Below are 24,901 nucleotides of genomic sequence, written 5' to 3' on the forward strand. Positions count from 1 at the left end.
TCTTGCCAAAATCTCTCCGATATGTTATCTTAGGATGGCATGTCAATTATTTAACAAATGAAAGTGACTGGAGGAAGACAGAACATGTGGAAAAAGAAGAAAAGCGGATTCCCCGGAGGAATCCACCCCACAGACGGTTATGACAAAGCCATGACCATGAATCTGCCTGTCCGTGAATACTGGCCTGAGACAGTAACCATTCTGACAGAACAGTCCTTTGGAGGCAAATGCTCTCTGCTGGTAAAGCCAGGGGATAAAGTTCTCAAAGGAAGTCAGATTGGAAAGCCGGAGGCATTTATGGCAGCACCTCTTCACGCAAGCGTCAGCGGAGAGGTATTGGACGTGAAAGAAGTGCGTCAGCAAAACCGCATGGTTTTGAGCTGCATAATAAAAAATGAAGGAGAAAAGGGGAGAGAGGCTCAAAAGTATGAGACAGAAATGGTGAGCCTGGAATCCTATTCCCAAGAGATGATTTTGGCAGGAATTCGGGATGGCGGTCTTACCGGTATGGGAGGCGCGGGATTTCCAACTCATAAAAAATATGAAACGGATAAATCCATTGACAGTCTTTTGATAAACGGTGCAGAGTGCGAACCTTTTCTGACCTGTGATTACCGATTGATGTTGGAGCAGGGATATGGAATTTTAAATGGTATCTGTCTGCTTTTAAAGGCTTCAGGAGCCAGGAAGGCGTATCTTTGCATTGAAGATAATAAGCCGGAGGCCATCCGCAGTCTTCGCAGAATTTTAGAAGCTGCAAAACAGAGCGGAAAGATAGAGGAAACCCAAAAACTGGAAATCAGAGAACTTCCGGCAAAATATCCCCAGGGTGGTGAGCGTCAGCTCATACAGGCGGTCCTGGGACGAGAAGTACCCCAGGGCGGACTGCCGGCAGATGTGGGCGTGATTGTTTCCAATGTGGGAACAGCGAAGGCCGCTGCCGATATGATACTGGGAGGGATGCCGCTGATTCAGAGAATTGTCACCGTTACCGGATGTGTGAAAGAGCCGGGAAACTATTTGGTGCCTGTAGGTACTTCTGCAAAAGAACTGCTGACTCTTTGCGGCGGTGTGACCGCAGAGAAAAACAGAATCATTGCCGGAGGCCCTATGACAGGACCCTGCGTGGCATCGGACTGGACGGAAGAAGAGGAACTTTTTTATGTGACAAAGAATACCTCCGGTATTCTGGTGCTGCCGGACAGCCGGCAGGAGGAATCGCCCTGTATGCGCTGTGGCGGTTGTGAAAACGTGTGTCCGGCGGGTCTGACTCCCTATGCCATTGATTTTGCCTTCCGTGAAGAGGACTATGACTTGTGTGAAAGTCTGTATGCCAGTGAGTGTATTGCCTGCGGCTGCTGTTCTTATACCTGCCCGGCAAAAAGGGAACTTTCTGTCAGTACCAGAATGGCAAGAGATATGGTGAAACAGAGAATGAGAGAAAGGGCGGTGCAGAAAGCATGAGTGAAGCAAGAGTGATAAACGGACCTCACATCCGGACACAGAGAACCACCAGAGCAGTCATGATGGATGTAGCCATTTCTTTGGTACCTGTGCTTTTAGGAGCAATTTACTATTTCGGAATCCGCGCGCTGTATCTGGCGGGGCTTTCCGTGGCGGTCTGTGTATTGACCGAGTATATCTGGCAGAAACTGGCGAAAAAACCAGTGACAGCGGGAGATTTCAGTGCTGTGGTAACGGGACTTTTGCTGGTATTTAATATGCCTGTAACCGTACCGCTATGGGTGTTGGTTGCAGCAGATGTTTTCAGTATTCTGCTGGTGAAGCAGATGTTTGGCGGACTGGGGAATAACTTCGTAAATCCGGCGCTTATGGGAAGACTGCTGGTTATGGTGGCATGGCCCCAGGCAGTCATGCAGTATGTGGTGCCCAAAACCGTTTCTGTGGACGCAGTTTCCGCGGCAACCATACTGGGCAGTGTAAAAGGGGGAAATACCCCGGAATACAGTTATTTACAGATGTTTCTGGGAGAAATGCCAGGCGCTATGGGCGAAACCAGCAAGCTGCTGCTTCTGGTGGGCTTCGGCTATCTGTGCTATAAGGGCGTGGTGAATGCAGAAGCGGCCTTTACTTATATTGCTACCGTAACGGTACTGACTTTTATATTTGGACCGGAAGGTCTTTTTACAGGAGATATTTTGCTGAATCTCTTTGGCGGCGGGCTGATTATGGGCGGCTGCTATATGCTGACAGATTATGTATTTGTATCCAGAAGGGGAAAACTGCTTTATGCAGCCACAGCCGGTGTGATTACGGCTGCCATACGAATTTTCAGTGTGTACCCGGAAGGTATCTGTTTCGGTATTTTAACAGCAAACTGTATGGCGGGAATGTTGTCCCTGCTCTATAAAAAACATGTATACGGCATCAGGAAAATTAAGGCTTAACGGAGGAAAAGAGATGAAAAATAAAAATGTAAGAGGAATTCTGGCACTGGCAGTTGTGACCGCCCTTTCTTTTGGTGTGATTCTGGGCTCCAAGGCTCTGGCACAGGACACCGAAGGCGAGAGCGCAGAAGCAAAAGTTACGGAAGAACTGGATACCAAGGGTGCAGAAGGCATTGAAAGCGCCTCTAAAACAGAAGACGGCTATCTGGTATCTGTAAAGACAAAGGGATACGGCGGAGATATTTTCCTAAACGTTTCCTTTGATAAAGCAGGAAAGAAAATTACAAAGGTGGAAGTGACCGAGCAAAAAGAAACAGAGGGTCTGGGTGCCAAAATTGCCGAATCAGAATTTCTGTCACAGTTTGAAGGTGCAGAAGCCCCGGTATATCTCCCTGGCATGAGTCTGGAGGAAAAAGAGGAGATTTCTCTGGAAGATAGGACATTGGCCGATGGAGATTATGAGGCAAAAGCAGATGGCCCGGATAATAACGGATTTACAGACCAGGTAACCATGACGGTAAAAGACGGAAAAATCACAGCTGTAAACTGGGAATCTGTAGGAGCGGATGGCAGTAAGAAGAGTGTGCTTTCCGAAAACGGCGAATATGTGATGACAGAGGACGGCCTTACCTGGAAAGAACAGGCAGAAGCGCTGTCTGCAGCCCTTATTGAAAAGCAGTCCCTTAGCTTTTTAAATGTGAATGAGCAGGGAAAGACAGACGCAGTATCTGGTGTCAGCATTGCAGTAGGCGGCTTTGTAAACCTGGCAGAGCAGTGCTTGAATCAGGCAGCAGGCGAAGAAACTGAGACACAGGAACCACAGAACGGCACACAGGTAGATGCAGTAGCAGGAGCAACCATTTCCTCTACTGCAGCAGTGGAAGGTATCAATGCTGCTTATGAGTTTCTGCAGTCAGTAAAATAGAAAGTGGAGGACAGGATTTGATGAAAATAAAATATCCGGCGGAAGCCTTTGCCCTGGGTATGGTACTGTTTTCTGCCGGCATGAAGGAAGCGTTTGCGGCGGGTATTCTGGTGATTCTGGCAGTTGTGTTTGCAGAAGTGCTGAAAAACCTGCTGGAATCCCGGATTCCCCGCTGGAGCCTCATGGGCTGCGTGTGCGTGGGGACAGCAGCGATTAGCTCCAGCGCCTTTTTGCTGGGCTTTTCAGCTCTTGGTCTGGAAATGGAATGGGGAACCTGGCTTATGACCCTGATTCTGGGACTGTTTGCGGCAAAGCATGTAATCTCAGAGAATATAGATGCAGAGTATGGAGAACTGCTGTGGGAATCTGCAGTCTGCTGGGGATTCTGGATACTGTTTGCCATTGGCAGAGAATTTTTCGGGACAGGCGAAATCTTTGGCAATTTGATTATGAAAGCAGAATTTCAGTCTGGTATTTTCCAGGACGTTATTTTCGGATTCCTCACAGCGGGAATTTCCCTGGCTTGCGCGAACAGTGTGCTGAAGAAGAACCACACAGATACGAGAACCCTTTGGCTGGTCATTCCGCTGGCTCTCTTTATGCGTCCCTTTGACATGGAGAGTTTTGGACAGGTGGCAGGTCTTATCTGGACGGCAGCCGTACCCGTGGTGTTGTTCTGGTCTGTACAGAAAACACTGAAATTTGCCAATACATGGAAAGCCTTCCGGGGCCTTCCGGTGGAAATGCTTTCCATGGGATTTATTTATATGATACTTAGTATTTATTGAGAAAAGAAAGAAGTGCTGCAGGCCGGAAAATCACCTGTGCACTTCTTTCTTTTGAGTTATGCTGTTATTTTTCTATTTTACATCGGCCATAGAAATTTCTTCTTCAAATCCGTCGCTGTAATGCAATTCATAATCATCTGTGATAAACACGGCTTGTACATCCGGCAGGCTGTTGATGAGTTCCATGCCTTTGTCCAGTCCCAGTGCAAAGCAGGAGGTGCTCAGTCCGTCCCCATCCACGGATTTATCGGAAATAATGGTGACGGACACCAGATGGTTGTCATAGGGATACCCCGTAGCAGGATTTAAAATATGGTGGTAAATTTTCCCGTCCTTTTCAAAATATCGTTCATAAATTCCGGAGGATACCACAGATTTATCTGAAATATTCATAACTGCAATGGTTTCGCTGCGGTCTGCAAAGGGCTTCTGGATACCGATTTTAAATGGGGTGCCCTCTGGCTTTTCTCCTACACAGAGAACGTTGCCGCCCAGGTTGATGGTGGCGCTTTTTACGCCCTGTTCCAGAAGATAATCTTTGATGCGGTCTGCAATATAGCCCTTGGCAATGGCGCCCAAATCCAGTCCCATGCCTTCTTTGGCAAAGGTCAGCAGATTTCCGTCAAGCTGCACATCTTTGTAATTGACCAGAGGCAGGGCCTTTGAGATGTCTTCCTGAGAAGGGATGTCCTTTTTTCCGGAAGTAAAATCCCAGAGAGAGGATACGGGTTCTATGGCAATGTCAAAAGCTCCGTCAGAAACTTTTCCGTATTCCAGTCCTTTCTGAATCAGTTTTGCAGTTTCCTCGCTTAATACAAAGGCATTTCCCTCTTTTGGCAGAGTACCGTGGTTCAGCTGATACAATTCGCTGGATTCCATCGTGCGGCTGAACAGCTTTTCGTATTTGTCGCACAGAGCTACGGCTTCATCTGCCAGTTTCTGATTTTTGGAATCGTAAATGGTTACTGTGACAATGGTATTCAGTTTAAAGGCCGTTGCGGATATTGGTTCTGCCTGCTTTTCTTTTTTCTGGTAGAAGACGGCAAAGGTTATAAGCACCGCCAGTCCCAGCAGACAGCAGACAACAGTCATAGTTTTTCGATTTGTCATAAACGCTCCTTACTTTTTTTGTCAAGATTCAAAAATATTGTAATGGGAGGGAAAGATTCTGTCAAGAGCAGGATTCTGTCTGCAGAAGGATTTCCAGCGAAAATAAAAAGAAACACTGCATATATTATTATAGAAGAAAGAGGATAGGCAGAGAACGTAGAATATGAAAAAGTGGATAACACTCCTGTGCACGCTGTTATTTCTGGCAGTTTTGGGATATGCAGGAAATGGAATGGAAAAAGCCAGGGAGACGGCAGGGGAGCTTTTGGATCAGGAACACCCCCGGATTGCGCTGACCTTTGATGACGGTCCTCACAGCGTTTATACAGAAAAACTGCTGGACGGATTAAAGGAAAGAGACATTCGCGCCACCTTTTTCCTCATTGGGAAAAATATTGAGGGAAATGAGGATGTTGTGAAGCGTATACAGGAGGAAGGACATCTGATTGGCAATCACACCTATCACCATGTAAATCTGAAAAAACTTTCGGAATCCCAGGCAGAGGAGGAAATTCTGCTGACCTGCAATAAAATTTATGAAAATACGGGAATTTGTACCTCCTTTGTCCGTCCTCCTTTTGGCGCGTGGAAAAAGAATCTGGATTTTGAGATTACCATGATTCCGGTGTCCTGGAATGTGGATTCTCTGGACTGGACAACGGAAAATACAGAAAAAATTGTGAAAAGGGTAGTGAAAGATGTGCAGGAAGGTGATATTATTTTAATGCACGATATTTTTCAGTCCTCTGTAGATGCGGCTTTGCAGATTGCAGATATACTGAAAAAGCAGGGTTATGAATTTGTTACAGTAGATGAACTGCTGTTGGAATAGGAGAAGCGTATGGATTTATTTGATTATATGAAAGAACAGACTCTGGAAAATGAATCTCCTCTGGCGTCCCGCATGCGGCCGCGCACCTTAGAGGAGGTGGCAGGGCAGGAACATATTATCGGAAAAGATAAACTGCTCTACCGTGCCATTAAGGCGGATAAACTGGGAAGCGTGATTTTTTACGGTCCGCCGGGAACCGGAAAAACGACGCTGGCCAAGGTCATTGCCAATACCACCAGTTCCCGGTTTCAGCAGATTAACGCCACAGTTGCCGGAAAAAAAGATATGGAGGAAGTGGTGAAGGAGGCGCAGCAGCACCTGGGTATGTACGGAAAGAAAACCATTTTGTTTGTAGACGAAATTCACCGATTCAATAAGGGACAGCAGGACTATCTGCTTCCTTTCGTAGAGGACGGCACGTTGATTTTAATCGGTGCTACCACGGAAAATCCCTATTTTGAGGTAAATGGAGCTTTGATTTCCCGTTCTATTGTCTTTGAACTAAAGCCTTTGAAAAAAGAAGACATCTGCAAACTGCTGGAGAGGGCTGCCACAGATACGGAGCGGGGAATGGGAAGCTATGGCGCTGTATTGGAGGATGAGGCCAAAGAATTTCTGGCAGATATTTCAGGAGGCGATGCCAGGGCGGCCTTAAACGCCTTGGAACTGGGAGTTTTAACCACGGAAAAGAGCGAAGACGGGAAAATCCATATCGATTTGGAAACAGCGTCTCAGTGTATTCAGAAACGGGTGGTGCGCTACGACAAGACAGGGGACAACCATTATGACACCATTTCTGCTTTTATTAAAAGTATGCGGGGCTCTGACCCGGATGCAGCGGTATTTTACCTTGCTAAAATGCTGTACGCAGGGGAAGACATTAAATTTATTGCCCGCAGAATTATGATTTGTGCGGCAGAGGATGTGGGAAATGCAGACCCTCAGGCACTGCAGGTAGCAGTAGCGGCAGCTCAGGCCGTAGAACGCCTTGGCATGCCGGAGGCACGGATTCCCCTGGCTCAGGCAGTCACTTATGTAGCCAGTGCGCCTAAGAGCAATGCGGCTTATCTGGCCGTGGACGAGGCCATGGAAGCAGTGCGCTCTGTGAAAACCACCGTGCCGGTCCATCTTCAGGATTCTCATTACAAAGGGGCAGCCAAAATGGGGCATGGAATAGGATACCAGTATGCTCATGATTATCCCAATCATTATGTAAAGCAGCAGTATCTGCCCTCTGAATTAGAAGGCAGAGTCTTTTATCGTCCAACAGACAATGGGTATGAGCAGGAGATACAGGAATATTTCCGAAAGATTCGGGAAAACAGTTGAGTTTCCCAGACTAAAGTGATAAAATCTATTGTTATAAAAAAGAAAACGAGGGCAGAAATATGAGAACATTTCAGAAATCATCAAAACTGGACAATGTATGTTATGACGTAAGGGGACCGGTTCTGGACGAAGCGAACCGGATGCAGGAAAGCGGAATTGATATTTTAAAACTGAATATCGGCAATCCTGCGCCGTTTGGGTTCTCAGCCCCGGAAGAAGTCATTCTGGATATGATTTATACCTTGAGAGAAAGCCAGGGATATTCGGATTCTAAGGGGATTTTTGCAGCCCGAAAAGCCATTATGCAGTATTGTCAGCTTAAAAAGATTCCCAATGTGTCTATCAATGATATTTATACAGGAAACGGCGTCAGTGAGTTGATTAATATGGCTATGCAGGGATTGGTGGACAGCGGAGACGAAATTCTGGTGCCTTCCCCGGATTATCCCCTCTGGACCGGCTGTGTGACTCTGGCAGGCGGAAAAGCGGTACATTATATCTGTGATGAGCAGTCGGAGTGGTATCCGGATGTAGAGGATATTAAGAGCAAAATTACAGATAAGACAAAGGCCATTGTCCTGATTAATCCAAACAATCCTACTGGAGCAGTGTATCCAAAAGAAGTGCTGCAGAAGATTGTAGACGTGGCAAGAGAACACGAACTGATGATTTTTTCAGACGAGATTTACGACCGTCTGGTTATGGACGGCATTACCCATACCTCCATTGCGTCTCTGGCGCCGGATTTGTTCTGCGTAACCTTAAACGGACTTTCCAAATCTCATATGATTGCAGGTTTCCGCTGCGGCTGGATGGTGTTAAGCGGGGCAAAGGAAAAGGGAAAGGGATACATAGAGGGCTTAAATATGCTTTCCAATATGCGCCTGTGTTCCAATGTGCCGGCCCAGGCAGTGGTGCAGACGGCTCTTGGCGGTTATCAGAGTGTGAACGAATATCTGGTGCCGGGAGGCAGAATTTATGAGCAGAGAGAGTTTATTTACAATGCTATTAAAGACATACCGGGACTTTCTGCTGTGAAGCCAAAAGCGGCTTTTTATATTTTCCCCAAGATTGACACAGAGAAATTCAACATTCATGATGACGAGAAATTTGCCCTGGATTTGCTTCATGAAAAGAAGATTCTCATTACCTGCGGAAAAGGATTTAACTGGGGACAGCCGGACCATTTCCGCATTGTGTATCTGCCTAATGTGGAGGTTCTTGGAAAGGCGGCTGATAAACTGGCAGACTTCCTGACTACTTACCGGCAGAAATAAAAGGTTTTTGAGATAGGAAGTGGAAATGTGGGGACAAGGGTAAAAACTCTGCACAGTGCAGAGGAACATGATTTTTCCAGAGGAAGTATGTTGGGAAATATTTTTCGGCTGTCTCTTCCTTTGATTCTGGCACAGTTTATCAATGTGCTTTATAATATTGTAGACCGGGTTTATATTGGCCGACTTCCGGGAGCCAGTGCGGCGGCTCTTACAGGTCTGGGGGTGGCGTTTCCTGTCATCACCGCCATTACGGCTTTTTCTTACCTTGTGGGAACCGGGGGAGCGCCCCTGTGTTCCATTGAAAGAGGGCGAGGAAATATGGAGAAGGCCGGGCGTATTATGGGGAATTCTTTTCTCATGACGCTTGTTATGGGTGTCCTTCTCACGGTGGTGGGATTTTTGATAAAAGACCCCCTATTGTACGCGCTGGGAGCCAGCAGGGATACTTTCGGTTATGCGAATGACTATCTGAGTATTTATCTGCTGGGAACCGTCTGCGTGATGATAACCTTGTCCATGAATGGCTTTATCAACTGTCAGGGATTTGCCGGAACCGGTATGTGTACAGTGCTCATAGGCGCGGTCATAAATATTATTTTAGACCCGGTTTTTATTTTCGGTTTTCACATGGGGGTAAAGGGAGCAGCAGTGGCTACGGTGATTTCTCAGACAGTGTCAGCTTTATGGGTGGTATTTTTCCTCAGGGGAAAGAAGACGCTTTTGAAACTGCAAAGACGGTATATGAAGCCGGATTTTGGCTGCATGAAGGAGATTCTGGCACTGGGGCTTTCCGGGTTTATTATGGCGGCAACCAACTGTGCCGTACAGGTGGTCTGCAATGTTACGCTTCAGTCCGTTGGTGGAGATGTGTATGTGGGAATTATGACGATTGTTAATTCTGTGCGAGAGGTGTTAAGCGTGCCTTCTCAGGGATTTACCCAGGGGGCACAGCCGGTGCTGGGATTTAATTACGGAGCACGGGAGTATGGAAGAGTACGGACAGGGATTAAGATTATGTCTGTGGTATGCATGGCATACACTACGGTGGTCTGGATTTTTACTATGCTGTTTCCGGCTGTGTTTATCCGTCTTTTTAACGGAGGGGAAGAACTTTTGAAGCTGGGCGTGCCGTCCATGCGGATTTATTTCTTTGGATTTTGCTTTATGTCTCTGCAGTTTGCGGGACAGAGTGTGTTTACCGCATTGGGAAAAGCAAAGCAGGCAATCTTTTTCTCGCTGCTTCGCAAAGCGGTGATTGTCATACCGCTTACCCTGTGGCTGCCCTCTGTGGCAGGACTTGGAGCCAAAGGCGTTTTCCTGGCAGAGCCCATTTCCAATTTTATCGGTGGAACGGCCTGCTTTGTCACCATGCTCTGTGTAGTGCTGCCGGAGCTGTCAAGAGGAGGGAAACGCCCTTAGAGCGCATGCAGGATATCCTCACAGATTTGCCCAATATTTTTATTGTCAGTGGAAATAACCAGATCAGCAGCAGCCAGATATTTTTCCTGGCGTTTTTCCATCAATTCGGCAATATCCGCAACGGTTTTGCGATTTTTTAAAATAGGACGGGAATTGTCATACTTCACCCGATTCAGAATGGTCTGGGGTTCGGCTGTCAGCAGTATGACTTTTCCGTTTTTTTTCATTTCGGCTACATTTTCTGCACGAAGGGCAGCGCCGCCGCCGCAGGAAATGATTTTATTCGTTTCTTTTTGTAATTCTTTTAAAAGACCGGTTTCCAGATTCCTGAAATAGGCTTCTCCCTGCTGCTGAAAGATTTCAGGAATACTCCTCTGCTCCCGCCGGACAATTTCTTCATCCATTTCAATAATTTCCATAGCGCATTTTTTCCCTAAACAGCGGGCAACCGTGCTTTTTCCTGTTCCCATAAAGCCGATAAGTATGAGATTAAAGGGGAGAGAGCCTTTGTTCTTTGTCTGTGACATATGAAATCCTGCCTTTCTAAATACAGATACTTTTTCGAGTTAAACTGTGAAAATGTTATACTTATTATAACAGGACACACACACGGGTGCAAGAGCGAAATGATACTGTTAGATGACTAATTAATTTTTTGGGAGTAATTTCTAAAAAAAGTGTAAAATATAAAAATGTGACTTGCAATTTAGTAAAATGTGACATAATATAAGTTAGTCGACTAACTAAGAAAGGAGAATCGGAATGATAGATATGGAAAAAGAAGACAGCATTCAGGCAAGAGTTGTAAAGCTGACGCACCTGTATTTCCGCAATACTTTCTGTCTTCTCAGCGAAACAGGGATTCATCCTAAGCAAATGCCCTTGTTGATGCAGCTGAGCAGAAAAGAAGGGATGAGCCAGAAGGAAATTTCGGAAAATCTTCATATCAGCGCGCCTACGGTGGCAGTTTCTATGAAGCGTCTGGAAAAAAGCGGTCTTATAGAGCGGAAAAGTGACGAACAGGACCAGAGAAGAATCCGCATTTATCTGACCGAACGGGGACGAGAACTCATAGAAAAGGCCCAGCGCCAGGTAGAGAAAAGTGAAAAAATCATTTTTAAGGGCTTTTCCGAAAGTGAAAGGTGTCTGATGAAGCGTTTTTTTGACCAGATGATTGCGAACCTGGAAGCGGAAAATAATTTAGAAGGTGACAGCCAGCAAAGGAGGACTTTATGTTAAAAATGTTTCATTATATGAAGGAACGGTGGCACTATATTGTCATGATTATTCTTCTTTTATTTGTTCAGGCATTTTGTGATTTATCTCTGCCGGATTACACATCCAAAATTGTCAATGTGGGTATCCAGCAGAAGGGCATTGAAGACGGAGTGCCGGAAACCCTGCGAAAAGAATCCATGGAGCAGGTCTGTCTGTTTATGGATGAAAAAGATGCCAAAAAGGTAAAAGATTTTTATAAAGAAGATGGAGATGTTTACCGGTTAAAAGATGTAACAGAGGAAGAACGGGAAGACTTGAATCAGATTCTGGGGATTCCCGAAATGGTAGTCAGCGGACTTTGGGATGATTCCTCTGCAGAAGTAACCAAGATAAAAGAACAGCTGCAGGTACCAAAGGAGACCAATTTACTGGAACTGTTTTCTCAAATGCCAAAGGAGCAGCTGCAGGCCATGACAAAAGGCATGACGGAGAAGTTTGAAGACATGCCGGAGTCTATTATCACCCAGAGTTCCGTGCTTTTTGTGCAGAGTGAATATGAGGCGCAGGGAAAAGACCTGGATGCCATGCAGACACAGTACATTTTAGGCAGCGGATTGAAAATGCTGGGGCTGGCGCTTCTGGTAATGGCAGCAGCAGTTACGGTAACGTTCCTGTCTTCCCAGGCTGCGGCAACCCTTGGAAAGAATCTGAGAAATCAGGTATACAGAAAAGTTATTTCCTTTTCCGGCGGGGAACTGAATCATTTTTCTACAGCTTCCCTGATAACCAGAAGCACCAATGATGTGCAGCAGGTACAGCTTTTGTTCACACTGCTGTTCCGTATTGTACTGTATGCTCCCATTCTGGGACTCGGCGGTGTGTATAAGGTATTTCAGACCGACGCATCCATGACATGGATTTTAGGACTGGCAGTGGTATTAATTATACTCTTTGTGGCCTTTTTGTTTAAAATTGCCATGCCCAAGTTTACGAAGCTGCAGTACCTCATCGACGAATTGAATCTGGTAGCCAGAGAAATTCTTACCGGTGTGTCTGTTATCCGTGCCTTCAGCCGTGAGAAACATGAAGAAGAACGTTTTGAAGACGCCAATGTAAAACTGATGAAGACCAACCTGTTTGTAAACCGCTGCATGACCTTTATGATGCCGGTGATGATGCTTTTGATGAACTGCGTTACGGTATTAATTGTATGGAATGGTTCTCATGCAGTGAATGACGGTACTATGCAGGTAGGTAATATGATGGCGTTTATGCAGTACGCTATGCAGATTATTATGGCGTTCCTGATGATAACCATGATGTCCATTATGATTCCGCGTGCAAAGGTATCTGCAACCCGTATCAACGAAGTGCTGGAAACCGAAGTCAGTATTCATGATGCAGAGGAGACACAGGAAGTCAACACAGAACTAAAAGGAGATGTGGTCTTTGAGCATGTGGGATTTACGTATCCCGGTGCGGACGGGGCTTCTTTAACCGATATTGATTTTCACGCCAAAAAGGGTGAGACGGTGGCCTTTATCGGAAGCACGGGAAGCGGAAAAAGTACCCTGGTAAATCTGATACCGAGATTCTTTGATGTGACTTCCGGACGGATTCTGGTAGACGGTGTGGACATACGGAAGATAAAACTCCATGACTTGCGGCAGCGCATTGGCTATGTGCCTCAAAAGGGTGTGCTTTTCTCAGGAACCATTGATTCCAATATCCGTTACGGAAAGCCGGAAGCCACAGAAGCAGAAGTGAAAAGAGCAGCGGAGATTGCCCAGGCCTGGGAATTTATTCAGGATAAAGAAGATGGTATGGATTCTGCCATTGCCCAAGGCGGTTCCAATGTATCCGGTGGTCAGAAACAGCGTCTCTCCATAGCCAGAGCCATTGCCAAAGAACCGGAAATTTATATTTTTGATGACAGTTTTTCTGCTCTGGATTATAAGACGGATGTAGTTTTAAGAAGAGCCTTGAAGAAAGAAACAAAAGACGCCACAACCCTGATAGTAGCCCAGAGAATCAGTACCATTCTTCATGCGGATAAGATTCTGGTTCTGGACGAAGGAAAAGTGGTTGGACAGGGAACCCATAAAGAGCTTTTAAAATCCTGTGATGTCTATCGTCAGATTGCTATGTCACAGTTGTCAGAGGAGGAATTGGCAGATGAGTAATGCAAGACCAAGAGGGCCTATGGGCGGACATGGCGGCGGCATGTCTGCAGAAAAGGCAAAAGACTTTAAAACAGCTATGAAAAGACTGCTTTCCTATATGAAAAGGTACCGCATACAGCTTATGTGCATGATTGTGTTTGCCATTGGAAGTACCGTTTTCAATATTATCGGACCGAAGGTGCTGGGAAAAGCTACCACAGAACTGTACAGCGGCCTGGTATCGAAAATCAACGGAGGAAGCGGCATTGATTTCGGAAAAATCGCCTCATTTCTTTTGTGGGCGCTGGGACTGTACGTAGTCAGTGCGCTGTTTTCCCTGATTCAGGGATTTATTATGACGGGAATTTCCAATAACGTTACCTATAATCTGAGAAAAGATATTTCAGGAAAAATCAACAGAATTTCTATGAAATATTTTGAGAGCAGAACGCATGGAGAAATTCTTTCCAGAATTACCAACGATGTGGATACCCTTCAGACCAGTATCAACCAGAGTTTTACCCAGCTTATTACATCGGTGACCACTCTTATCGGTGTGTTCATTATGATGCTGTCCATCAATGTGTGGATGACCCTGGCAGCGCTTTTGATTCTGCCGGTTTCCATGCTGATTATCGGAAAGGTTATGAAACACTCTCAAAAATATTTCCAGGCACAGCAGAAATATCTGGGTGAGGTTAACGGACAGGTGGAAGAAATCTACAGCGGCCACAATGTGGTAAAGGCCTTTAACAAAGAAGAAGACGTTATCCGTACCTTTGAAGAAACCAACGAAAAGCTGTATACTTCCGGCTGGCGTTCTCAGTTTTTCTCCGGTATGATGATGCCGATTATGCAGTTTGTGGGAAATCTGGGATATGTTATGGTAGCACTTCTGGGTGGTTTTATGGTCATTAAAGGCGATGTAAAGGTGGGAGATATTCAGGCGTTCTTCCAGTATATCCGAAACTTTACCCAGCCCATTCAGCAGATTGCCCAGGTGACGAATATGCTGCAGTCTTCTGCAGCCGCTGCAGAGCGTGTCTTTGAATTTCTGGATGTAGAAGAAGAAGACCAGACTGTGGAAAATCCTGTGGACATCAGCAGTATTGAAGGAAACGTGGTAGCAAACCATGTAGCATTCGGTTATAATCCGGAACAGATGATTATTCACGATTTCAACGGCGTGGTAAAAGCAGGACAGAAGGTGGCTATTGTAGGACCTACAGGGGCCGGAAAAACTACGATGATAAAACTGCTCATGCGTTTCTATGACGTCAATTCCGGGGAGATTCTCATTGACGGACACAATCTGAAAAACTTCAACCGAATGGATTTGCGGGAACTTTTCGGCATGGTACTTCAGGAAACCTGGCTGTTCCACGGCACCATTATGGAAAATATTCGTTATGGAAGATTGGACGCTACAGATGAGGAGGTTATCGCTGCAGCAAAGGCAGCTCATGCCCATCACTTTATTATGTCTCAGCCAGGCGGTTATCAGATGGTATTGAATGAAGAAACCAGCAATATTTCCCAGGGACAGAAGCAGCTGCTCACCATTGCCAGAGCCATTTTGGCAGACAATAAGATTCTGATTCTGGACGAAGCAACTTCTTCTGTGGATACCAGAACCGAAGAACAGATTCAGGCTGCTATGGATAATCTCATGAGGGGCAGAACCAGCTTTGTCATTGCCCACAGACTGTCTACCATTCGTGACGCAGATTTGATTCTGGTTATGAAAGACGGCGATATTATTGAACAGGGAACCCATGAATCCCTGTTGGCCGCCAACGGCTTCTACGCAAACCTGTACAACAGCCAGTTTGAGAAAGCTGAGGCTGTTTAAAGGAACAGCCCCGGCGGTCAGAAAACATGGAAAAAGAGATAATACAGTTTTTTTCTGGGGGAGCAGGAAGCAAAGAATAGCTTCCTCTCCCTTGCATAGATATGACGCAGTTTGCGGATATCCTGTTTTTTAGGTGTGTCCGCCCCGAAACAGAAGCATTCGGCCAAGGTGTAAAGCTGGTCAAAGAGAATTCGTGTCTCTTCCGGCAGTTTCTGGCCGAAGAGGACAGGAAATTCCGGCTGCTGGGGATTCAGGGCAGGAATGTGGAACCGCACTTTCCATAAATCCAGAATACTGTTAAATACACAGAGAGAGCATGCTTCCCGGCTGCGGCAGAAAATGCCCATCCGTTTGCGGAAGAGAAGGATTCGTCTGAAATACAGCAGAAAAAACAAAAGAGCAGCAGTTATAAAAAATACCATTGCAAAAAAGAGGATTTTTGTCAGAACAGGCAGAAAGCCTCTTTTTTCTGTGTCTGAGGATGGGGAAGGCTGGTCTTTTTTGCTGTCTGGGAGGTTCTCCTGTTTTACCGTCTGCATATTCTCCTGGCGGGCTGTCTGTTCTGTCTGTACGGTCTGGGATGTGTCCGAAGCAGCCGGGGTGACCTCCACGGGAACCCAGCCTCCTTCACCCAGATAGATTTCTGTCCAGGCATGGGCACTGGAATCCGGCACGGCAAAGGAATAGCCGCCTCCGCTTTCTTTCTGTAAATCTTCAGGGGTAATGACGTATCCGCTGACGTACCGGGCCGGAATACCGTACATGCGGAAAAGCAGGGTTCCGGCTGTGGCAAAGTGAACGCAGAAGCCTTTTTTCTGTTCATAGAGAAAGTTGTCCAGCAGATTGCTGTCTGCGGGAACAGGGGAGAGCTGCAGACTGTAGGAGGCATGGCTGGAGAGGAAGCTTTGAATTTCTCCGGCTGCCTTCAGCACCTGGTCATAGGAAGGATTTTCCGGCAGAGAGGAATATACTGGCAGGTGCTGTATGTCCTCCAGAAGCCGGGCTGTTAAGTCTTTGTCATACCAGGTATAGGTGTTTTGCACAAATTCCCTGTATAGACCTTCTGCAGAGGTTTGTGCGGAAGGAAGAGAAGGCGCTCTTAAAAATGGAGAGGAATCCAGGGAAAGAGGATAGCAGTCAAAGGTCAGCCTGGAAGGAAACTTTTCTGTCAGCACATTGCCATCTCCAGTGCTGAACCCCTTCGGTATGTCAGCCCCGTAAGGCAGATAAGTAAAGGAAGGGGAAAAGGCAGGCTTTAGGCTCATTTGTGCAGAGGCAAGAGAAGTCTGTGCTTTTCCGGCTTCATAAGGAATGGAAGGAAGCTGCTTCTGCAGTTCGTCTGACAGTCCGTAACTGCTGCAAAAAGACTTCCACTGCTTTTCGTCCAAAGCTTCCCAGACCCCGTCTGTGTAGGTGAATCCGGTAAAGCCGCGCAGGTAAACAGGTGTGTCAAAAATCCGGCTCGTGTGGAACGTAAACATAGTCTGATTGCTGTAAACAGGGGCTGTATTGTCCAGAACTTCCTTGTCTGTCTGTGTGGAAACCGTATTTTGATTGCTGTTTCCGGATGCGGTAGGACGGGTTTTCGATGTACGCGTCGCTCTGTCAGCGGAATTTGCATGAAAAAGGGCGCCAAACTTTGCAGAGGCCTCATTGACCGTCTGAAATAACGAAGAAGTGGATTGGAAAGCCAGAGCAGAAAAGCCGGGGGTCAGCACAAGGGCGCAGAAACAGTAAAGCCCGAAAAGAAGTCCGGTCTGAAGGAATCCAGAGGAGGTTTCCTTTGCAGACAGACAGTCCCACAGGAAAAAGCAGACCAAAAAACAGCCGGCGGAAAGGAAAGAAGGACGGATTTCTGTAACAAACTGTGCCACCGGTGCCAGCAGAAGCAAGAAGAGAAAAAGTACTTTTTTTCTGTACCATAGGGTGAGGCAGACCAGAATCAGGAATAACAGGGTACAGAAAAAGAAGAAAAGGGAGTTATCCGCAGCAGAGCCGGAAAAACCCGAAAATAGGGAAATACCGTAAAACCGTTCCAGCCGGGCGTGGAGATAGCCCAAAAAAGAGCTTCCCTGTGCCAGCAGAGCCTTTCTCTGAAAGAGAAGAAGACTGCAGAGCAGCCCTCCGCTAAGAAGCAGAGCCAGCCTTTTCTTTTTGTGCAGAAGAAAAAGCCCAAAGAGAAAGGTAAGAAGCAAAGCCACGCCTGCCAGGGGGAAAATCCAGAAAGAAACGGCGCCGGGAACCGCAGACATATCCTTCACACTGGAAAAGAAGCCCAGTCCGCCTAAAAAGAGCAGCGCAAAGCAGCCTGTCAGAGAAAACAGAAGGTTTTTGGGGCGGACGGGGGAATCCGCTATACGGATAAGAACAGAAATTGTTTTTTCTTTTTTCATAAAGGCTCCATTCCGCCGTCTAAATGGACGGCACAGACTCTAGATTTTCCGGCTGACCGTTTTTATAAAATTCCAGCCGTGTATGGAGTAAAAGCGTGGTGCAGAAGGTATCGGAAGGATACTGCTGCCGGTACAGTTCACAGATATCTCCCGGTACAGGCTTTACATCTTCCAGCAGGAGGCAATAGGTGCAGAGGTCTAAATCCTCCTCCCTGCGAATGGGAAAACGAATGAGTTTTTCCTCCCGGTGATGGTACCAGATTACAAAATGGCGGCACCCCGACTGGAGAAGAGAAAACGATAAGGATACGGCAGTTTCCAGAAAACGGCGGTACGAAGCCGTGAAATCCTTATCCGGCAGAGGTTCAATGAAAAGGAATAAAAGTACAGGAAATCCCTGTTGTATACCCATGTCCCGCACCAGCAGACTGTCCGTTCTGGCACTGAGTTTCCAGTGTATCTGACGGACTCTGTCGCCGGGTCTGAAATCCCGAACCTGGTTTACAGGTGTTTGAAAGATACCGGGAAGAATCTGTTCTTCCTCCCCGCTTTCTGCGGAGAAATATCGGACTTGTTCGCTGACAGTGAGGGGAAGGGATGTGATTTTCGGGTAAAAAAGCAGTTCCTTTGGGCAGTCTTGAGAAAGCTTTCGGCTGAAAAGATGGCCGAAGCTGTAAAGGCGCACAGCCTTCACCAACAACAGGAAACGTCCGCAGCAGGGACTTTCTAAAGTTCCTCCGGGGCGGATTTCCTGCCTGCTTTTGACTGAAAAATACAACTTTTGAGTCTGGCAGACCTGTCCTTGCAAATCCTGGACCGTCAAAAGGATACAGCCTCGGAAGAGGGGAAGGATTCCCGTATTTTTTACAGACAGAGCAAACGCGATTTCCCGGTCCTGGGATTTAGCGGCAGAGGCCTGCAGAATTTCCGTCTTTATTTTCCCGGAGAGATACCAAAGCTGCAAAAAAGAGGCTGTGCCGTAAAGAACCAGAAACAGAAAAACAGCACAGGCAGCTGTACTCTGGTACAGAATCGCCAGATACAGACAGAGAAGGATACCGATTACACTAAAAATATTTGCTGCCATACAGAGCTTCCTTTCTGGGTTTTATAAAGATGTCTTTTTCCGTACAGAAGGCGCCGGAGTGGTCTTCAAAATTTCCTCCAGAAGAGAAAGCGGAGAAACGTGACTGATACGGGCCTTGGAGTTTAAAATCAGCCGGTGTACACAGACATCGGCAAACACAGACTGTACATCTTCGGGAAGCACATGGCTGCGCCCGGAAAGAAAAGCCCCTGCCTGCGCCATTTTCGTCAGTGCCAGAGTGCCTCTGGGGCTGACACCCAGTGCAATGAGCTCATGGTTTCTGGTGGCCTGTACGAGAGCGGCAATATAGCTGTAAATCCGGTCATGGACAAAAATCTCCTGACATTCCTTTTGAAGGGACAGAAGCTGAGTGACGTTCAGTACAGGCCGTACGGTTTCTATAGTGCTCTGGGCAATTCGACCCTTTAAAATGGCAATTTCTTCTTCCATGTCGGGATATCCAAGCCTAAGACAGATACAGAAACGATCCAGCTGGGACTCCGGCAGAAGCTGGGTGCCAGCAGAGCCGGAGGGATTCTGGGTAGCAATGACGATAAAAGGCTTTGGCACGGGATAGGTACTGCCGTCCACGCTGACCTGCCCTTCCTCCATGACTTCCAGGAGGGCAGACTGGGTTTTGGGCGAGGTGCGGTTGATTTCATCGCCCAGAAAGAGATTGCACATCAGGGCACCGGGATGGAAATAAAATTCCCCGGTTTCTTTCCGATACATGGTAAAGCCTGTCAAATCTGCAGGCAGCACGTCCGGTGTAAAAGTCAGACGCTTTTCTTTCAGACTCAGTGCTTTGGAAAAAGCCAGAGCCATGGTTGTTTTGCCCACACCGGGAATATCCTCCAACAGAACGTGTCCGCCGCTTAAAATAGCCATCATCACTTTGCGAACCCGGTCTTCTTTCCCGATAACGGCTTTTTGTACCTCTTGAATTACCTGATAGGCCAGTTGGCTGCGAAGATTGGTAGTATTAGACATTTGTTCACCCCTCATCTGTAAAAAAAATTCTGAAAAATAGAAATAATTCTTCAAATAATTATAATATAAAACGGCTGACATCACAATACACAACCGATTTTTTAACAAAGATTTCAAAAAACACTTAAACGCTTTAAATTGTTAAAATTTCGGTTGACAAATAGGAAAGGCGGTTATATGATAAGATTAGTTTAAAAGAAAGGGCAGGAAGAAATCATGATGCAGAAACAGGCAGTTTTTAGCGGAAACAAGGATTCTTATTACGCTTACCTGGGCTATTTTTACGGCGCAGGCTGCTTTCGCTGCAAAAGATTCTGATTCCTTTCACACAGGAAAAGAGAAAACAGCGGTGTTTGCAGCAGCAGGCATCGCTTTTTTTATGAAAACAGGAGGGCACAGCATGATTGTAGTATTGAAAAAAGGGGCGGACGAAGAGAAAGTAGACGCTTTAAAACAGGAACTTACCCATATGGGATTGCAGCTTCATTTGTCAGACGGGGTGAACACTTCCCTGATTGGTCTGGTAGGAGACACCACAGAAGTAGATGCCGAGTGGTTGTCTGCCCTGGACGTGGTAGAGTCTGTAAAGCGAATCAAAGAACCGTATAAAAAAGCCAACAAAGATATGCATCCCAAGGATACGGTGGTAGATATTGCAGGCAGAAAAATCGGAGGCGGATTTTTCCAGGTAATTGCAGGTCCCTGTTCTGTGGAAACCAGAGAACAGATGACAGAAGTAGCCTTAGATGTGAAAAAAGCAGGAGCAGGCCTTCTAAGAGGCGGTGCTTTTAAGCCCAGGACTTCACCTTACTCTTTCCAGGGACTGGGGGACGAAGGATTAAAAATGCTGCTAGAGGCAAAGAAAGCCACGGGACTTCCCATTGTGACAGAAATTATGAGCACAGACCATCTGCCCCTTTTTGATGAGGTGGATGTGATTCAGGTAGGTACCAGAAATATGCAGAATTTCCAGCTTTTAAAGGAACTGGGTAAGGTGGATAAGCCGATTTTGCTGAAAAGAGGAATGGCCAACACTTTGGAAGAACTTTTAATGAGCGCGGAATACATTATGGCAGGGGGAAATGAAAAGGTTATTCTCTGTGAAAGAGGTATCCGCACCTTTGAAACCTCTATGAGAAACACTTTGGATGTTTCCGCCATTCCCATGCTGAAATCCAAAACCCATCTGCCGGTCATCGTAGACCCCAGCCATGCGGCAGGACTGCGTTTTATGGTGGAACCGCTGACCATGGCAGCTATTGCAGCAGGAGCAGACGGTGTGATGATAGAGGTGCACAACAACCCGGAGAAGGCTCTGTGCGACGGCAAACAGTCTTTAACTCCTCAGGCTTTTTCTGATTTAATGAGCAAGGTGAGCAGGACAGCTGCCTTTTTCGGAAAAGATATGCAGGAGGCTGGCGAATGAAAACACTGGTTTTAGCAGAAAAGCCTTCCGTGGCAAGAGATATTGCCAGAGTGTTGAAATGCAGCAAAAAGCTGAACGGTGCTTTGGAAGGAGAACGCTATATTGTAACCTGGGCCCTGGGACATCTGGTCACCCTGGCAGATCCGGAGGAATATGACAAAAAATACAAAGAGTGGAATATGGAAGTCCTGCCTATGATGCCGAAAAAGATGGAGCTGGTGGTTATCAAACAGACTGCAAAGCAGTATCAGGCAGTGAAAACCCAACTCTGGCGCAAGGATGTGCAGGATATCGTTATTGCCACAGACGCAGGAAGAGAAGGAGAACTGGTTGCCCGCTGGATTCTGGAAAAGGCCCAGTGCAGAAAGCCCATCAAACGCCTTTGGATTTCATCAGTAACGGATAAGGCCATCCGGGAAGGCTTTGCCAGCCTAAAAGACGGAAGAGCCTATCACTCTCTCTATGACGCGGCGGTGTCCAGAGCCGAGGCAGACTGGTTAGTGGGTATCAATGCCACCAGAGCTTTGACCTGCAAATACAATGCCCAGCTTTCCTGCGGACGTGTCCAGACGCCCACCCTTGCTATGATTGCGGCAAGAGAGGCAGAAATCCGCAGTTTTAAACCGCAGGAATACTATGGACTGACCCTTCTGGCAGGAAAAAACCGCTGGACCTGGCAGGATAAGAAAAGCGGCAGTATCCGTTCGTTCCAGAAAGAACGCATGGAAGAGAAAAAAGGGGCGGTGCAGTCGGATTTGCTGCAGGTAGTTTCTGTGGACAAGAGCCGGAAGAAAACGTATGCTCCGGGGCTGTATGATTTGACCGAACTGCAGAGAGATGCCAACAAAAAATTCGGTTTTTCCGCAAAGGAAACGCTGAATATTATGCAGAGACTTTATGAAAATCATAAAGTGCTCACTTATCCGAGAACCGACTCCAGATACATTGGCAGCGATATTGTGTCCACCATTAAGGAAAGGCTGAAAGCCTGTGCGGTAGGTCCTTACCGCTCTCTGGCAGGGCCCCTGTCCATGAAGCCGGTGAAAGTATCCAAATCCTTTGTGGACGACAAAAAGGTCAGTGACCACCACGCCATTATTCCTACAGAGCAGTTTGTGCAGTTGGATCACATGACAAACGAAGAACGGAAAATTTACGATTTGGTAGTCAGACGGTTTTTAAGCGTGTTGTATCCGCCTTTTGAGTACGAACAGACCACCATGAAAGCCTCAGCCGGGGGAGAAATCTTTACGGCAAAAGGGAAAATCGTGAAGCAGGCCGGATGGAAAGAGGTCTATGAAGGTGCCTGGACAGAAGAAGAGGAGGAGGATTTCCAGAAGCTTTCCGATATACAGGAAGGTGAGAAGCTGAAAATCGAGAGAGTGGAACTCACAGCAGGAAAAACCAAACCTCCGGCCCCTTTTACAGAGGCAACCCTGTTGTCTGCCATGGAAAATCCGGTGAAATATCTGGAGCATGCAGATGAAAAAGCGGCAAAGACCCTGGGAGAAACCGGAGGTCTGGGAACTGTTGCCACACGGGCAGATATTATTGAAAAGCTGTTTCACACGTTCTTAATGGAAAAACGGGGAAATGATATTTACCTGACTTCAAAGGCAAAGCAGCTTCTGGAACTGGTTCCGGAAGATTTAAAGAAACCCGAACTGACGGCAGACTGGGAGATGAAGCTGTCAGAGATTTCCAAGGGAAAATTGCAAAAAGACTTGTTTCTAAAGGAAATCCGGGGGTATACGGAGGACCTCATCCGGGAAATTAAGACAGGAGAAGGCACATTCCGCCATGACAATCTGACCAATACGAAGTGTCCGGTGTGCGGAAAACGGATGCTGGCAGTGAACGGTAAGAACAGTAAAATGCTGGTGTGTCAGGACCGGGAATGCGGACACAGAGAAACCATTTCCCGTCTGACCAATGCCAGATGTCCCAACTGCCACCGGAAAATGGAGATGTATGTCAAGGGAAAAGAGGACACCTTTATCTGCAGCACCTGCGGTTATAAGGAAAAACTTTCCAGTTTCCAGCAGAGAAGAGCCAAAGAAGGGGCAGGGGTCAGCAAAAAAGAGGTGCAGCGTTACCTGAACAAACAAAAGAAAGAGGCCCAGGAACCTGTCAATAATGCTTTTGCAGATGCACTGGCTAAATTAAATCTGAAATAAATGGTTCATAAATTTTTTAGAAAAAATTTTCTTGTCACCCCTTATCTCATGTGTTAAAATGTTATCACGCTAAAGCGAAAAACAGATAAGGGGGAATCAAAATGTCCGATTTTAATATGAATGTTACTCCGGAAATTGAAATGCTTACGGAAATCTGTAAAGAAAACAGCCGCATAGATGCATCCCTGTATCCGAAATACGATGTCAAAAGAGGGCTTCGTGACATTAATGGAAAAGGTGTTCTGGCAGGTCTGACCCAGATTTCCAATATTGTTTCCAAAAAGGTGATTGACGGTGAAGAGGTTCCCTGCGAAGGCGAATTGTATTATCGCGGAATTAATGTAGAAGACCTGACGAAAGGCTTTCTGGATGAAAAGCGTTTTGGATTTGAAGAAGCTACTTACCTTCTTCTTTTCGGACGTCTGCCCAGCCGGAAAGAACTGGATGATTTCTGCAAGATTCTGGCTGCCCAGAGAACGCTTCCCACAAACTTTGTCCGGGATGTCATTATGAAGGCACCCAGCAAAGATATGATGAATACCCTTTCCAGAAGCGTTCTGACTCTGTATTCTTATGACGAAAATCCGGAAGATATTTCCCTTCCCAATGTTCTCCGTCAGTGTATCAACCTTATCAGCGTGTTTCCCATGCTTTCCGTATACGGTTATCAGGCGCATAAACATTACAATCTGGACGACAGTCTTTATATCCATAATCCTGAGAAAAACCTTTCCACAGCGGAAAATATTCTGCTGATGCTGCGTCCGGATAAGCAGTACTCACCTTTAGAGGCGTCTATTTTAGACCTGGCTCTGGTACTTCATATGGAACACGGCGGCGGAAATAACTCCACTTTTACCACTCATGTGGTATCCTCCTCCGGTACGGATACGTATTCTGCCATTGCAGCAGCCCTGGGTTCTTTAAAAGGACCTAAACACGGAGGCGCCAACATTAAGGTGGTCAGTATGTTCCAGGATATGAAGGAACACTTAGAGGACTGGAGTGATGAAGAGGAAATTAAGGGATATCTGACGAAGCTGCTTCATAAAGAAGCTTTTGATAAGCGTGGGCTTATCTATGGAATAGGGCATGCCGTTTATTCCATTTCTGACCCCAGAGCGCAGATTTTCAAGAAATTTGTCCGCCAGCTTGCAGAAGAAAAAGGCAGAATGAAAGACTATGAACTCTATGCCACCGTGGAACGTCTGGCTCCGGAAGTCATAGCAAAAGAGCGGCGCATTTACAAAGGTGTCAGCGCTAATGTGGACTTTTACAGCGGTTTTGTGTACAGCATGCTGGGACTTCCGCTGGAACTGTATACACCGATGTTTGCCATTGCCCGTATTGTCGGCTGGAGTGCGCACCGCATGGAAGAGTTGATTAACACAGATAAAATTATCCGTCCGGCTTATAAAAATGTGTTGGAAGAAATGTCCTATGAGCCTTTAAAGAGCAGAGGATAATTTGACAAATACCGCCTGTACCTGTTACCATAGAGAAAATGC

General features: G+C 46.5%; 19 protein-coding genes. 14 read left to right on the forward strand and 5 right to left on the reverse strand.

What is annotated here, in order from left to right; all coding sequences use genetic code 11:
* Window positions 1–84 precede the first annotated feature (84 nt).
* Genes rsxC through WBS51_RS11750 form a run of 4 tightly spaced genes read left to right on the forward strand, consistent with a single transcriptional unit; the run spans window position 85 to window position 4,121 of the window.
* Window positions 85–1,464: an electron transport complex subunit RsxC gene (gene rsxC, locus WBS51_RS11735; protein WP_173747721.1), complete on the forward strand. Its 1,380-nt coding sequence runs from the start codon at window positions 85–87 to the stop codon at window positions 1,462–1,464.
* On the forward strand, window positions 1,461–2,408 hold the full coding sequence (locus WBS51_RS11740) for an RnfABCDGE type electron transport complex subunit D (protein ID WP_173747719.1): 948 nt from the start codon (window positions 1,461–1,463) through the stop codon (window positions 2,406–2,408). Before rsxC ends, WBS51_RS11740 begins: the two co-directional genes overlap by 4 nt.
* Before the next feature lie 13 nt (window positions 2,409–2,421).
* On the forward strand, window positions 2,422–3,333 hold the full coding sequence (locus WBS51_RS11745) for an FMN-binding protein (protein ID WP_173747717.1): 912 nt from the start codon (window positions 2,422–2,424) through the stop codon (window positions 3,331–3,333).
* A gap of 20 nt (window positions 3,334–3,353) precedes the next feature.
* On the forward strand, window positions 3,354–4,121 hold the full coding sequence (locus WBS51_RS11750; protein ID WP_173748010.1) for a hypothetical protein: 768 nt from the start codon (window positions 3,354–3,356) through the stop codon (window positions 4,119–4,121).
* Window positions 4,122–4,193: 72 nt separating this feature from the next.
* On the opposite strand, the gene WBS51_RS11755 is transcribed toward WBS51_RS11750, so the two are convergent.
* Window positions 4,194–5,231 carry an FAD:protein FMN transferase gene (locus WBS51_RS11755; protein WP_294461682.1) on the reverse strand — a complete coding sequence of 346 codons (1,038 nt, stop codon included), beginning with the start codon at window positions 5,229–5,231 and terminating at the stop codon, window positions 4,194–4,196.
* A 163-nt stretch (window positions 5,232–5,394) separates the two neighbouring features.
* Between WBS51_RS11755 and WBS51_RS11760 the strand changes: the two genes are divergently transcribed.
* The 4 genes from WBS51_RS11760 to WBS51_RS11775 all read left to right on the forward strand — a co-directional run bounded on the left by WBS51_RS11760 (window position 5,395) and on the right by WBS51_RS11775 (window position 10,088).
* Complete coding sequence (locus WBS51_RS11760) at window positions 5,395–6,063, forward strand: polysaccharide deacetylase family protein (protein WP_294461680.1); 669 nt, start codon at window positions 5,395–5,397, stop codon at window positions 6,061–6,063.
* Window positions 6,064–6,072: 9 nt separating this feature from the next.
* A complete protein-coding gene (locus WBS51_RS11765; RefSeq protein WP_173747711.1) occupies window positions 6,073–7,392 on the forward strand; it encodes a replication-associated recombination protein A in 1,320 nt (439 codons plus the stop codon).
* A gap of 59 nt (window positions 7,393–7,451) precedes the next feature.
* A complete protein-coding gene (locus tag WBS51_RS11770) occupies window positions 7,452–8,669 on the forward strand; it encodes an aminotransferase class I/II-fold pyridoxal phosphate-dependent enzyme (protein WP_291681374.1) in 1,218 nt (405 codons plus the stop codon).
* Window positions 8,670–8,756: 87 nt separating this feature from the next.
* Complete coding sequence (locus tag WBS51_RS11775; protein ID WP_173748008.1) at window positions 8,757–10,088, forward strand: MATE family efflux transporter; 1,332 nt, start codon at window positions 8,757–8,759, stop codon at window positions 10,086–10,088.
* Here the strand turns inward: WBS51_RS11775 and WBS51_RS11780 are convergent.
* Window positions 10,085–10,615 (reverse strand): shikimate kinase, encoded by a 531-nt coding sequence (locus WBS51_RS11780; RefSeq protein ID WP_294461675.1) that lies wholly within the window; start codon window positions 10,613–10,615, stop codon window positions 10,085–10,087. The two genes, WBS51_RS11775 and WBS51_RS11780, sit on opposite strands and share 4 nt — an antisense overlap.
* 235 nt (window positions 10,616–10,850) lie before the next feature.
* Between WBS51_RS11780 and WBS51_RS11785 the strand changes: the two genes are divergently transcribed.
* Genes WBS51_RS11785 through WBS51_RS11795 form a run of 3 tightly spaced genes read left to right on the forward strand, consistent with a single transcriptional unit; the run spans window position 10,851 to window position 15,320 of the window.
* Window positions 10,851–11,327 (forward strand): MarR family winged helix-turn-helix transcriptional regulator, encoded by a 477-nt coding sequence (locus tag WBS51_RS11785; protein WP_226853468.1) that lies wholly within the window; start codon window positions 10,851–10,853, stop codon window positions 11,325–11,327.
* Window positions 11,321–13,489: an ABC transporter ATP-binding protein gene (locus tag WBS51_RS11790; RefSeq protein ID WP_294461670.1), complete on the forward strand. Its 2,169-nt coding sequence runs from the start codon at window positions 11,321–11,323 to the stop codon at window positions 13,487–13,489. Before WBS51_RS11785 ends, WBS51_RS11790 begins: the two co-directional genes overlap by 7 nt.
* Window positions 13,482–15,320 (forward strand): ABC transporter ATP-binding protein, encoded by a 1,839-nt coding sequence (locus tag WBS51_RS11795; RefSeq protein ID WP_294461667.1) that lies wholly within the window; start codon window positions 13,482–13,484, stop codon window positions 15,318–15,320. Before WBS51_RS11790 ends, WBS51_RS11795 begins: the two co-directional genes overlap by 8 nt.
* Before the next feature lie 17 nt (window positions 15,321–15,337).
* On the opposite strand, the gene WBS51_RS11800 is transcribed toward WBS51_RS11795, so the two are convergent.
* Genes WBS51_RS11800 through WBS51_RS11810 form a run of 3 tightly spaced genes read right to left on the reverse strand, consistent with a single transcriptional unit; the run spans window position 15,338 to window position 19,790 of the window.
* Entirely contained in the window at window positions 15,338–17,713 is a 2,376-nt protein-coding gene (locus tag WBS51_RS11800; protein WP_294461664.1) for a transglutaminase-like domain-containing protein, read from the reverse strand.
* Window positions 17,714–17,732: 19 nt separating this feature from the next.
* The gene (locus tag WBS51_RS11805; RefSeq protein ID WP_294461661.1) at window positions 17,733–18,800 is read right to left on the reverse strand and encodes a DUF58 domain-containing protein; all 1,068 of its coding nucleotides are present in this window, start codon (window positions 18,798–18,800) and stop codon (window positions 17,733–17,735) included.
* Between the two features lie 21 nt (window positions 18,801–18,821).
* Entirely contained in the window at window positions 18,822–19,790 is a 969-nt protein-coding gene (locus tag WBS51_RS11810) for an AAA family ATPase (protein ID WP_173747697.1), read from the reverse strand.
* A 400-nt stretch (window positions 19,791–20,190) separates the two neighbouring features.
* On the opposite strand from WBS51_RS11810, the gene aroF reads away from it, so the two are divergent.
* From aroF to WBS51_RS11825, 3 genes are all read left to right on the forward strand, one after another.
* On the forward strand, window positions 20,191–21,216 hold the full coding sequence (aroF, locus tag WBS51_RS11815; protein WP_173747695.1) for a 3-deoxy-7-phosphoheptulonate synthase: 1,026 nt from the start codon (window positions 20,191–20,193) through the stop codon (window positions 21,214–21,216).
* Complete coding sequence (locus tag WBS51_RS11820) at window positions 21,213–23,393, forward strand: DNA topoisomerase III (protein ID WP_291681365.1); 2,181 nt, start codon at window positions 21,213–21,215, stop codon at window positions 23,391–23,393. Before aroF ends, WBS51_RS11820 begins: the two co-directional genes overlap by 4 nt.
* Window positions 23,394–23,494: 101 nt before the next feature.
* On the forward strand, window positions 23,495–24,859 hold the full coding sequence (locus WBS51_RS11825) for a citrate/2-methylcitrate synthase (RefSeq protein WP_173747691.1): 1,365 nt from the start codon (window positions 23,495–23,497) through the stop codon (window positions 24,857–24,859).
* The last annotated feature ends 42 nt before the right edge of the window (window positions 24,860–24,901 follow it).

It is taken from the genome of Blautia acetica, from assembly GCF_038739805.1.
GTDB lineage: Bacteria > Bacillota > Clostridia > Lachnospirales > Lachnospiraceae > Blautia.